This window comes from Clostridium sp. AF29-8BH (assembly GCF_003478145.1).
GTDB lineage: Bacteria > Bacillota > Clostridia > Lachnospirales > Lachnospiraceae > Otoolea > Otoolea fessa.
Map to the genome: position 1 here is coordinate 1 of NZ_QUEL01000021.1, position 11,729 is coordinate 11,729.

At 50.6% G+C, this 11,729-nt stretch carries 11 protein-coding genes and 2 pseudogenes; 8 read left to right on the top strand and 5 right to left on the bottom strand.

Annotated elements, in window-relative coordinates; translation table 11 throughout:
* The 6 genes from DWZ16_RS11840 to DWZ16_RS11865 all read left to right on the top strand — a co-directional run.
* On the top strand, positions 1-422 hold a 422-nt coding region (locus tag DWZ16_RS11840; RefSeq protein WP_147353423.1), incomplete at its 5' end, for a transposase.
* 470 nt (positions 423-892) lie between these two features.
* Entirely contained in the window at positions 893-1,198 is a 306-nt protein-coding gene (locus DWZ16_RS11845; protein WP_118522915.1) for a (2Fe-2S)-binding protein, read from the top strand.
* Positions 1,198-2,322: an NAD(P)/FAD-dependent oxidoreductase gene (locus DWZ16_RS11850; RefSeq protein WP_118467738.1), complete on the top strand. Its 1,125-nt coding sequence runs from the start codon at positions 1,198-1,200 to the stop codon at positions 2,320-2,322. Before DWZ16_RS11845 ends, DWZ16_RS11850 begins: the two co-directional genes overlap by 1 nt.
* Positions 2,316-2,795 carry a 4Fe-4S binding protein gene (locus tag DWZ16_RS11855; protein WP_118522916.1) on the top strand — a complete coding sequence of 160 codons (480 nt, stop codon included), beginning with the start codon at positions 2,316-2,318 and terminating at the stop codon, positions 2,793-2,795. Before DWZ16_RS11850 ends, DWZ16_RS11855 begins: the two co-directional genes overlap by 7 nt.
* Before the next feature lie 12 nt (positions 2,796-2,807).
* Positions 2,808-3,155, top strand: coding sequence for a (2Fe-2S)-binding protein (locus tag DWZ16_RS11860; RefSeq protein WP_118522917.1), 348 nt, complete (start codon positions 2,808-2,810; stop codon positions 3,153-3,155).
* Positions 3,152-4,297 (top strand): NAD(P)/FAD-dependent oxidoreductase, encoded by a 1,146-nt coding sequence (locus DWZ16_RS11865; protein WP_022359572.1) that lies wholly within the window; start codon positions 3,152-3,154, stop codon positions 4,295-4,297. The genes DWZ16_RS11860 and DWZ16_RS11865 overlap by 4 nt, the downstream gene beginning before the upstream one ends.
* 61 nt (positions 4,298-4,358) lie before the next feature.
* Here the strand turns inward: DWZ16_RS11865 and DWZ16_RS16960 are convergent, their stop codons facing one another.
* The 5 genes and pseudogenes from DWZ16_RS16960 to DWZ16_RS11885 all read right to left on the bottom strand — a co-directional run bounded on the left by DWZ16_RS16960 (position 4,359) and on the right by DWZ16_RS11885 (position 8,722).
* Positions 4,359-4,637 (bottom strand): Na+/H+ antiporter NhaC family protein, encoded by a 279-nt coding sequence (locus DWZ16_RS16960; protein WP_412694342.1) that lies wholly within the window; start codon positions 4,635-4,637, stop codon positions 4,359-4,361.
* A 91-nt stretch (positions 4,638-4,728) separates the two neighbouring features.
* Positions 4,729-5,967: pseudogene (locus tag DWZ16_RS11870) on the bottom strand (Na+/H+ antiporter NhaC family protein); the annotation flags it as partial.
* A gap of 41 nt (positions 5,968-6,008) precedes the next feature.
* Positions 6,009-6,293: a septation regulator SpoVG gene (gene spoVG / locus DWZ16_RS11875; RefSeq protein ID WP_118522935.1), complete on the bottom strand. Its 285-nt coding sequence runs from the start codon at positions 6,291-6,293 to the stop codon at positions 6,009-6,011.
* Between the two features lie 36 nt (positions 6,294-6,329).
* Entirely contained in the window at positions 6,330-7,451 is a 1,122-nt protein-coding gene (gene glgD, locus DWZ16_RS11880) for a glucose-1-phosphate adenylyltransferase subunit GlgD (RefSeq protein WP_022359575.1), read from the bottom strand.
* Positions 7,448-8,722 (bottom strand): glucose-1-phosphate adenylyltransferase, encoded by a 1,275-nt coding sequence (locus tag DWZ16_RS11885; protein ID WP_107001700.1) that lies wholly within the window; start codon positions 8,720-8,722, stop codon positions 7,448-7,450. Before DWZ16_RS11885 ends, glgD begins: the two co-directional genes overlap by 4 nt.
* Positions 8,723-9,140: 418 nt before the next feature.
* Here DWZ16_RS11885 and asnS point away from each other — a divergent pair.
* Both asnS and DWZ16_RS11895 read left to right on the top strand, forming a co-directional pair.
* Positions 9,141-10,531 (top strand): annotated as a pseudogene (gene asnS / locus DWZ16_RS11890) (asparagine--tRNA ligase).
* A 127-nt stretch (positions 10,532-10,658) separates the two neighbouring features.
* Entirely contained in the window at positions 10,659-11,729 is a 1,071-nt protein-coding gene (locus tag DWZ16_RS11895) for a metallophosphoesterase family protein (RefSeq protein WP_118522918.1), read from the top strand.

Consider the following 11,729-nt stretch of genomic DNA (forward strand, 5'->3'; position numbering starts at 1 on the left):
TGTTAGAGATCAAAGGTGTGGGAATCAGGACAGTGTCAGGATTCCTTGCAGAAGTAGGTGATATCAGCCGCTTCAACAATCCGAAGGAACTGCAGAAACTTGCAGGATTGGCATTGGTTGAAAATAGTTTGGGAAAGCACAAGGGCGAGACAACAATAAGCAGACGAGGGCGAAAGAGACTTATATATCTACTCTTTGAGGTTGCAATGTCACTTGTGTCGAAGAACCAGGAGTTCAGGGAACTCCATAATTATTACACAACCAGAAGACTAAATCCATTGAAGAAAATGCAGTCACTTATGGCAATTGCAGCCAAGCTGATACGAGTCTTTTATGCCATGCTGACGAAAGGTGTGGATTATGATCCGAAAAAGATGGTCAGTGACATCAAGAAACCAGCAGTTTATCTACAGGCTGCGTAAGAAAGATAAGTAACTGTAATGGAGGCTGTCATGTGGACAGCCACTGAATCAAGCGGAATGTAACAGATAACGTCCACTGTTCACAGTGCTGGAACAGGAAGCGAGTCAGTAATCAATAATACAAAGAATGAGCCAGTAGTCGGCAGAAATCATCACCAAGGGGCATGACCCCGTAAAGGAGCATAGCTGACACCCTGGTTATGGGTAGGCAGAACGAAGGAAGTTAGGACCTCTGGAGACAGAGATGATCCTGGTGGATATAGGAGGTTAGCTGCCATAGAGGGAAGGGCATACGCAAGGCCAGTAAAGCGAAAATCAATGACGTTTTATTTCGTATACCATTCAACCGCTATTTCAGTACCTGATACATCGAAATGCTCATAGCTGTGGCTTATTCACTGAGATATGAAAGGTTGAAAAACCTTGAATTTTCAATAAAAAACACTTGATTATATGAGGAGGAGATCTGTATGCGACTGGAAGAACATCCTGTCCTAGATTTTGACCGGGGAGAAGAGGTCGTTTTTTACTATAACGGTCAGCCCATCACCGGCTTTACCCACGAAACCATCGCCGCCGCCCTGCATGCGGCTGGCATCCGCACACTGGGACACAGTCCCCAGCTGCACCGTCCAAGAGGTCTTTTTTGTGCCATCGGCAACTGTTCCTCTTGTTTCATGACTGTAGACGGTGAGCCAAATGTCCGCGTCTGCGTGACCCGCGTAAAGGCCGGCATGAAAGTGGAAGAACAGCACGGAAAGGGGGTTGTCCTATGATCAAACAGACCGAAATTCTCGTCATCGGAGGCGGACCGGCGGGTCTCTCTGCTGCCTGTGCCGCCGCCGAGCTGGGAGCCAGCGTCCTCTTATGTGAGCGCGATTACCTCCCCGGCGGTCAGTTAGTCAAACAGACGCACAAATTTTTTGGTTCCGAAAAACAATATGCCGGAGAACGCGGCATCCACATCGGAAACCTGCTGATAGAAAAAGCGAAACACCATCCAAATATTGAAATTTTGACAGAAGCAACCGTGCTGGGAATCTATGAGGACGGCATCGTTACTGTTTTTTATCACGGAAAACACATGAAAATCCGCCCATCCAAAATCATTCTCGCCACCGGCGCTTCTGAAAAGTTTCTGGAATTTCCCGGCAATGATCTTCCCGGTATCTACGGTGCCGGTGCCGTGCAGACCCTCATGAATGTCGCCGGCGTCAAACCGGCTGAACGTGTTTTAATGGTCGGTGCAGGCAATATCGGTCTGATTGTCTCCTATCAGCTGATGCAGGCAGGGGTTGAGGTTGCCGGCATTATCGAAGCCGCCCCCAAAATCGGCGGTTATCTGGTCCATGCCTCGAAAATCCGCCGCGCCGGTGTTCCTATCCGGACTGGCTATACGATCGAAAAAGCGTATGGAACCGATGCCCTTGAGGGCGTTGTCATCGTACAGGTTGACTCCCAGTTCCAGCCTGTCCCCGGCACGGAAGAGACGATTCCCTGCGATACGCTCTGTCTGGCAGTCGGACTGGCTCCGCTGACCGAGCTTTGCTGGCAGGCTGGCTGTGATATGGCATTTATCCGCGAATTATCCGGGCATATCCCGCTGACCGATGAAAACCTGGAAACCTCGGTTCCGGGCGTCTATGCAGCCGGCGATGTTTCCGGAATCGAAGAAGCCTCTTCCGCTATGGTGGAAGGCCGTCTCGCCGGATGTGCCGCTGCCGAAAGCCTCGGCTATGAGCCTGTCCGGGCGGCAGCCGAAAAGGAAGCTGCCCGTTCGGAGCTTTCTGAACTGCGCTCCGGTCCTGCCGGTGCCAGAATTTTAAGCGGTCTGGAAAAAGCCCGTAAACTTCGCCTGGAGCATGACATATGCAGGAAAGGAGGCGCATCCGTATGTTAATTCAGACAGGAATCCCGGATAAAGAAGCCATTGAAGCAGTTACGCCGGATGAAACACGTTTTTTAAAGGGCGCCGTTGCCATCGCAGAGTGTTTTCAGAAAATCCCCTGCAATCCCTGTACAAAGGCCTGTGTAAAAAAAGCAATCCACATCGAGCCGGATATCAACGAGACACCCAAAATTGATTTTGATGTCTGCAATGGCTGCGGTGCCTGTATGCTGAAGTGCCCGGGTCTTGCCATTTTCATCGTTGATAAAACATACAGCCCGACCGAAGCCCTCGTAAAGCTTCCGTTTGAATTTCTGCCGCTTCCTAAAAAAGGAGAGCTTGCCTGCGGTCTGAACCGCTCCGGCGAAGCACTCGGCTGGTTCCCGGTCGTACAGCTCATCCAGGGCGGCGCTAAAAATAAAACCAACATTGTCTGTCTGGCGGTTCCGAAGGAACTTGCATGGACGTTCGGGCAATCAAAGTAGGGGGGTATCAAAATGGATGATAAAAACACAATCCTCTGCCGATGTGAAGATTTAACCCGCGAGGACATTTTAAAATGTATTCAGGATGGTTACCGCACCATCGACGAAATTAAACGTGTAACCCGTGCTGGAATGGGTCCCTGTCAGGGACGTACCTGCCGGATGTTGATCGCACAGGAACTCTCTTCCTATTATAAACTTCCTCTGGAAGAGGTCCTGATGCCAACCTTCCGCCCTCCTGTCAAACCTATCAGCATGGGCGCTCTGGCAGACGCCTGGGAAGAAACCGTCCGGGACGGGGATGAAGGTTCTTACGGATCCTACGATCCATCTGCTACAAAAGGAGGTGGCTGCGAATGAAAAAAGCCTACGATGTCATCATTATCGGCGGAGGCATTATTGGATGTGCCACCGCATTTGAACTCGCCAAGCGTGGAATCACAGACATCCTCCTGATTGAGAAACGCTTTCTGACCTCCGGCGCAACGGGCCGCTGCGGCGCCGGTATCCGCCAGCAGTGGGGATCCGAGCTGAACGCGCGGATCGCTCTGGAAAGTACCCATATCTTTGAACATCTGGAAGAATATACCGGCTATACGCGCAGCTGCGGTCTCCATCAGGGCGGCTATCTTCTGGTTGCTTATACAGAAAAAGAATGGGCACAATTTCAGGAAAACCTCAAAGTCCAGCATAAGCTCGGCATTGATTCCCGCGCCGTCGATTTAAAAGAAGCAAAAGAGATTGTTCCATACCTGAATACCGACGGTATGTTTGGCGCTACCTTCTGCCAGAAGGATGGTCACGCAGATCCGTTCCAGTGTACACAGGCCTACGCACAGGGTGCCAAACGGATGGGTGTTGAATTTCTGACCTACACCGAGGTCACCGGGCTTCAAACGAAAGCCGGACGCATCCACGCCGTTGAGACAACAAACGGAACCTTTGAAGCCAGAACCGTCATCAACTGTGCCAACGTCCATGCGCCAGAGCTGGCTAAAATGGTTGGTGAGGATATTCCTGTTACCTCGGAACGCCATCAGGCGCTGGTAACCGAGCCGGTTGCACCTCTCATCGACTGCATGGTCATGTCCTTCCACCGTTCCTATTATGTCCAGCAGACACCGCATGGAAGCTTCGTCATGGGCATCGGCCCCCACGAAGCCCCCAGCTACAATTTCAATTCTTCCTGGCAGTTTCTGGAAAAGAACTGTGCTGTCATGTGTGAGGCACTTCCGATTCTGCGGAAACTGAAAGTGGTCCGCCAGTGGGCTGGACAGTACGATTTAAGCCCGGACTGCAACCCTGTCATCGACGAGGCGGCTGAGGCAAAAGGATTTTACAGCGTCTGTGGGTTCTCCGGACACGGTTTCATGGTCTCCCCCCGCATTGCCATCCTCATGGCAAACCATCTCGCCGGGCAGGAGGACAGCATGGATATCAAGTTATTCAGCAAAGAACGCTACAAAACCGGCAAGCTCCTCCTGGAGCCGGCGGTTGTATAGATATAGCATAAACGCAAAAATCGGCAGTAAACGAACCAATTTTCGTTTACTGCCGATGCTTTTACGCCTCTTTCGTCCCTTTATTCTTTCGATCCAGAATAACCAGAACCACAATCAGCGCTGCGAATCCCACGCCGGTTCCCACCCAGCCATTGGCGGTAATTCCGGCTGCCAGATAACCGAGGAAACAGCACGCTGCTACGCACAGCACATACGGGATCTGGGTCGATACGTGGTTGATGTGGTGGCACTGGGCGCCAGCCGACGCAAGGATGGTCGTATCCGAGATCGGGGAAACATGGTCGCCGCAGACCGCACCTGCCAGAATCGAAGCCGTCACGATCGTAAGTGTTCATATTTTCAGCGCCGACCACCGCAAATGCAATCGGAAGCAGAATACCGAAGGTACCCCAGGACGTACCGGTCGAGAACGCCAGCCCCGCCGCGATGACGAACATCAGGGCCGGCATCAGGGAGCCGACCAGCGCATTGCCGCCCACTACCTCTTTGACATAGCCGCCGATGTTTAAGTAATCCGCACTGCAGATACCAGACAGAGTCCAGGCAAGGCACAGAATCATGATCGCCGGGATCATTGCCTTGACGCCGATCGTGAAGGATTCACAGAACTCATTGAACCGGATGACACGGCGAATCATGTAAAATACAAAGATAAACACCAGTGTGAAGAAGGAACCAAGCACCAGGCTCAGTGCCGAATCACAGTTGGCGAACGCCTCGACCAGACCAACGCCGTCCAGGATGCCGCCTGTATACAGCATACCGCTGACGCAGAACGCAATCAGAACCAGGATCGGAAGAATCAGATCGATAACCTTTCCGTTGCCGGAGATCTCCATCGCCTCCGCCTCGACCGTCGTCTCTTTTCCAGTCTTTTTCACCTGTTCTTCATAGCGTTTCATCGCCGCGAAATCAAAATCGCCTGCTACCAAAAAGAGCATGAAGCAGATCGTGAGAAGCGCATACAGATTAAACGGAATCGTGTGAAGGAACAGACTGAAGCCGTCCACTCCGCTGTCCTCCGGAAGCGAAGAACCGACCGCTGCCGCCCAGCTTGAGATCGGCGCGATGATACAGATCGGCGCCGCCGTCGCATCGATGATGTAGGCTAACTTCGCACGTGTGATCTTGTGCTTGTCCGTCACCGGACGCATAACCGTGCCGACGGTCAGGCAGTTAAAATAGTCATCCACGAAAATCAGCATTCCGAGGAACATGGTTGCAAACAGTGCGCCCTTCTTCGTGCGGATCGCGTGGGACGCCCACTCACCATAAGCCTTCGACGCACCAGACTTTGTGATCAGTGCTACCACGATGCCGAGAAATGCCAGGAAAAGCAGAATGTTGACATTGCCCCCGATCTTCTCGCCCATGATCGCGATCATGGTTTCCACCGCATGAAGCGGATTTGGACCCGTAAATAAAAACGCGCCCGACATAATACCTATCAGCAGAGACAGGTACACCTCTTTCGTAATCAATGCAAGCGCAATGGCTACGATAGGCGGTATTAAAGAAAAAATCGTACCGCTCATAATTACCCCCTTATGGATTATCTGTACACATTCGGGCAAATTCTGCCCGTTTTTGAGCATACTATACTTACATAATAAATGCCCCCGGGCACTTTGTCCAGCGTCCGGGGACATTTTTTCATATTTTCTCTCTTTTTACTTTCTTTTCCTGCTTTTTACTCTGTTTTCTCCAGCTCTGCCAGTTCCAGAGCTGTCGCCTCGTATTTGGCAAGAATAACATTCTGAATCATGTCTCTGGTTTCCGAATTAATCGGGTGGGCAATATCCCGGTATTCTCCATCCGCAGCCTTACGGCTCGGCATAGCAATAAAAAGTCCTTTCTCTCCCTCAATAACCTTGATATCATGAACCACAAATTCATTGTCAAGTGTGATGGATACGATGGCTTTCATCTTACCTTCCTTCTCTATCCGCCGCACTCTTACGTCTGTAATCTGCATACCCATTTACCCCTTCCGTCTGTTCTTTGATGTACCCTATAATGTAAACCGCTCGTTCTTCTCAATGACAATCTTTACATCTTCCGGCGTACCGATGTGCGTCGTGTTGGCGCGGATCGTATCACGGCTCTCTACAATACAATTCTCAATCACTGTATTGTCCCCGATGTAAACATCATTTAAAATAACAGAATTCCGGATGATACAGTTATTGCCTACATATACCTTCTTAAACAGAACCGAGTTCTCCACCGTACCATTTAAGATACAGCCGCTGGATACCAGGCTGTTCTTGACATTTGCACCCGGATTGTATTTTGCCGGCGGAAGATCATCTACCTTGGAGTAGATCTCCGGGTATTCCTTGAAGAAATAGTGGCGTACATCCGGTTTTAGGAAATCCATGTTCGTCTTGTAGTACGAATCAACCGAAGCGATGTTGCTCCAGTAAGTTCCTAACTTATACGCGTAAATGCGTTTGAGGTTCTTATATCTGACTAAAATATCGGTAACAAAATCATACCGATCCTCTGCTGCACAGCGCTCCAGAAGTTCGATGAGCTGACGGCGGCGGATTACATAGATACCGCAGGAGATCATGCTGGAGGTCGCCAGCATCGGTTTTTCCTCAAAATCTGTGATACGTCCGTCATCGTTTAACTTCACCAGACCGAAGCGGGTAACGTCCTCCTCCGGAGGCATCTCCTTGCATACTACGGTAATATCCGCTTTCTTTTCAATATGATACTCCAGTACCTTGCCGTAATCCAATTTATAGACACAGTCGCCGCCTGCAATGACCACATACGGCTCATGGCTCTTCTTTAAGAAATCGAGGTTCTGATACAGCGCATCTGCGGTACCGCGGTACCAGTCGCTGCTCTCTGCCGTGATCGTCGGTGTGAATACATACATGCCGCCCTGCTTACGTCCGAAATCCCACCACTTGGAAGAACTCAAGTGCTCATTCAGGGAACGGGAGTTGTACTGCGTCAGTACCGCCACACTCTGGATGTGGGAATTGCTCATATTGCTCAGAGCAAAATCGACACTGCGGTAGCTGCCTGCGATAGGCATCGCTGCGATGGCTCTCTTATTGGATAATTCTCTCATTCTCTTGCTGTTGCCGCCAGCTAAAACAATCCCGATCGCTCTCATTGTATTCCACCTGCCTTTATGATATAATCGCCGCTCTCCAGCTCGCCGCCGTGATAATCTTCTGCCGTCGTCACGCCGGAAATCGCTGTGTTCCGTCCTATCTTCACTCCATCCGGTATCACGGAGCGCTCTCCGATCGTTACCAGATCGAACTGATATACCTTCTTGTCGTACTTGCTCTCGGCATATTCTCCGACGCCGACCTCGGCATTCTCACCGATGGTAACGTCCTCCGCCACGATCGCCTTATCCACAACCGTGCCAGCGCCGATCGTCGTGCCCTTCATGATGATCGAATCACGGATCACCGCACCTTCTCCGATCGTAACGCCTGCTCCGATGACCGAGTTAATGACTTCGCCGTATACCTCGGTGCCCTCGCCGATGATACTGCGCTCTATCTTAGACTGCTCCGATATAAATTGTGGGGGAATAATATCGCTCTTCGTGTAAATCTTCCAGTATTCTTCATACAGGTTGAACTCCGGAATGATGTCGATCAGTTCCATGTTTGCCTCCCAGTAGGAGCCAAGGGTTCCGACATCTTTCCAGTAGCCGTTGTACTCGTATGCGAAGATACGTTTTCCAGCTGCATGGCAATACGGGATAATGTGCTTTCCAAAGTCACATCCAGGCTCGTCCGAGAGCTTGATGAGCGCTTCCTTGAGCACCTTCCAGCTGAATATGTAAATACCCATGGAAGCTAAATTGCTGCGCGGATTCGCCGGTTTCTCCTCAAACTCCGTAATGCGGTTGTTGTCATCGGTTATAACGATACCGAAACGGCTTGCCTCCTCCATCGGAACCTGCATCGCCGCGATCGTCACATCCGCATTGTTTGCTTTGTGGTATTCCAGCATTACCTCGTAGTCCATCTTGTAGATGTGGTCGCCGGACAAAATCAGCACATACTCTGGATTGTACGTTTCCATGTATTCCAGATTCTGGTAGATCGCGTTCGCCGTACCGGTGTACCAATCGCTTCCTTTGCTCCGCTCATACGGCGGAAGTACCGTCACACCACCTACGTTGCGGTCCAGATCCCACGGAATACCGATTCCAATATGTGCATTCAGCCGCAGCGGCTGATACTGGGTCAGAACGCCTACCGTGTCCACTCCCGAATTGATACAGTTACTTAACGGAAAATCGATGATTCGATACTTTCCTCCGAAAGAAACCGCAGGTTTTGCTACTTTTTGAGTTAAGACACCCAGACGACTGCCCTGTCCGCCTGCTAACAGCATAGCTATCATTTCCTTTTTAATCACGATATCACCCCTCGATGCTCACATATAATGTGTATTTTAAACCTGTTTTTATTATAACATACTTCACGAAAATAGTGAACAAATTTTTAATAGAATTTGTCCCAATTTTGTACATTTTCCGACATTTTTCGTTCCTTTTACATAATATTTTCGTAATTCCGGGATGTGGAATCTACCTTTGATTTTCCCATGGATAACCCCGCGCTTCGCTTGGATATGCAGATGCAGTATTAAGTTCCCGTCATTTTGCTGCCCAGTGAAAAAGACTGATAATTTTTTCCTTCTATCCCCCCAGATTTTCCCTCCGTCCCTTGAATCTACAAGAAAAATACAGTATAATGAAAGTTAAACACGGTCTGCACACTGCAGGGCAGTCCGCATGAGAAAGTTTATTTTGCAAAATAAGGAGTTTACTGAGATGAATTTAACCACTGTAAGAGAAATTTACCGTTCCAGAGAGACGTATCTGGACAAAGAAGTTCAGATCGGCGGCTGGGTACGAAGCGTGCGCGGTTCCAAGAACTTTGGCTTCATCGTTGTGAGCGATGGCAGCTACTTTGAGACGCTTCAGGTTGTTTACCATGATACAATGCCGAACTTTGCGGAGATCTCCAAGTTAAACGTAGGCGCATCCATTATCGTAAAAGGTACCCTGGTTGCGACCCCGGAGGCAAAGCAGCCGTTCGAGATTCAGGCGACCGAGGTAGCCGTTGAGGGACCGTCCGCTTCGGATTATCCGCTTCAGAAGAAACGCCACAGCCTTGAGTATCTGCGTACCATCTCCACCTGCGTCCGAGAACCAACACCTTCCAGGCTGTGTTCCGTGTACGTTCCCTGGCAGCTTACGCGATCCATCAGTATTTCCAGGAGCGCGATTTCGTGTATGTCCACACTCCACTGATTACCGCAAGTGACTGCGAGGGCGCCGGTGAGATGTTCCAGGTTACCACGATGGATCTGAACAATGTTCCGAAAAAGGATGACGGCACGGTTGACTACTCCCAGGATTTCTTCGGAAAACCGACCAACTTAACCGTCAGCGGTCAGTTAAACGGCGAGACCTACGCGATGGCATTCCGCAATATCTACACCTTCGGACCGACCTTCCGCGCAGAGAACTCCAACACGACCCGTCATGCAGCTGAGTTCTGGATGATCGAGCCGGAGATGGCATTTGCGGATCTGAACGACAACATGGAAGTTGCCGAGGATATGTTAAAATATGTCATCCGCTACATCTTAGAGCACGCACCGGAAGAGATGAATTTCTTCAACCAGTTCATCGACAAGGGACTCCTTGACCGCTTAAACCACGTATTAAATTCCGAGTTCGGTCATGTAACCTACACCGAGGCTGTCCGCATCCTCGAAGAGCACAACGACGAATTCGACTACAAGGTATTCTGGGGCTGTGACTTACAGACCGAGCATGAGCGCTACTTAACCGAGAAGATCTTCCAGAAACCGGTCTTCGTTACCGATTATCCGAAGGAGATCAAGGCATTCTACATGAAGATGAACGAGGACGGCAAGACCGTTGCAGCGATGGACTGTCTCGTACCGGGCATCGGCGAGATCATCGGCGGCAGCCAGAGAGAGGACAACTTAGAGAAGTTAGAGGCGCGTATGGACGAGCTTGGACTCAAAAAGGAGGACTACGGTTTCTATCTGGATCTGCGTAAATACGGTTCCGCAAGACACTCCGGATTTGGTCTTGGATTCGAGCGCTGCGTGATGTACTTAACCGGCGTTTCCAACATCCGTGATGTCATCCCGTTCCCGAGAACCGTAAACAACTGTGAACTGTAAACAATAAGCAACTATGGGGCTGTCGCAAATACTGGAATCTGCTTTCTGCTATTTGCAGCAGTCCCTTTTCTATTATTATTTTAATATGTACATACGGAGTGACAGACTCCTGAAAGGGGGAGAGAATGTGAAATTTATCCATACCGGCGATATCCACTGGGGCATGTCCCCGGACAGCGACAAGCCTTGGAGCCGGGAGCGCAGCCGCGATATCCGCGATACGTTTACCGCCATCATCGCCAAGGCAAAGGAGCTGCGCGTGGACTGCCTGTTCATCGCGGGGGATCTGTTCCACCGCCAGCCGCTGCTGCGCGATCTGAAAGAGGTCAATTACCTGTTTTCCACGATCCCGCAGACACAGGTTATCATCATCGCGGGCAATCACGACCGGATCCGCAAAAATTCAGCCGTTTTAAGCTTTTCCTGGGCTTCCAACGTGACGTTTCTGGAAAGTGAGGATGTCTCATCCGTCTATTTTGAGGATATCAACACCGAGGTGACCGGCTTTTCTTACTATACTGCGGAGATCCCGGAGCCGCGCCTCGATGCTCTTGAAGCGCCGGAGGATGGAAAAATCCACATTCTGCTGGGGCACGGCGGCGACGCGAACCACGTCCCGATCGACCGGGCGGCGCTGGCTTCCTCCGGATTTTCATATATCGCACTGGGGCACATCCACAGGCCAGAGATCCTACTGGACAAAAAGATGGCATACTGTGGTTCCCCGGAGCCGCTTGATAAGACCGAGACCGGCAGGCACGGCATCCTTTACGGCGAGATCGACCCGGAAAGCGGTCAGGTAACGACACTGGACTTTATTCCGATGGCGAAGCTCCGCTACATCCCGCTCATCGTCCGCGTCACGCCGGATACGACCAACACGGAGCTGTACTTAAAAATCGCCCATGAGATCGAACAGCGCGGCAATGACAATATTTTCCGCTTCAAGGTGCAGGGCATGCGCGATCCCGATATTTCCTTCGATCTGGACGCCTTAAAGCTGCGTTTCCGCATCGCGGATATCATCGATGAGACGGAACCGCAATACGATTTTTCCGCCCTGTTTGCCGAGCATCCAAGCGATATGATCGGCTTTTACATCCAGGCACTGAAAAAACCGGACATGAGTCCGGTGGAGAAAAAGGCGCTGTTTTACGGCATCCACGCCCTGCTTCTCACCACCGATGAAAGGAGTTAG

Excerpts from the sequence above, each read along its gene's own strand:
- DWZ16_RS11845 (WP_118522915.1), top strand. The coding sequence starts at position 893 with ATGCGACTGGAAGAACATCCTGTCCTAGATTTTGACCGGGGAGAAGAG.
- spoVG (WP_118522935.1), bottom strand. The coding sequence starts at position 6,293 with ATGCAGATTACAGACGTAAGAGTGCGGCGGATAGAGAAGGAAGGTAAG.
- DWZ16_RS11855 (WP_118522916.1), top strand. The coding sequence starts at position 2,316 with ATGTTAATTCAGACAGGAATCCCGGATAAAGAAGCCATTGAAGCAGTT.
- DWZ16_RS11865 (WP_022359572.1), top strand. The coding sequence starts at position 3,152 with ATGAAAAAAGCCTACGATGTCATCATTATCGGCGGAGGCATTATTGGA.
- glgD (WP_022359575.1), bottom strand. The coding sequence starts at position 7,451 with ATGAGAGCGATCGGGATTGTTTTAGCTGGCGGCAACAGCAAGAGAATG.
- DWZ16_RS11860 (WP_118522917.1), top strand. The coding sequence starts at position 2,808 with ATGGATGATAAAAACACAATCCTCTGCCGATGTGAAGATTTAACCCGC.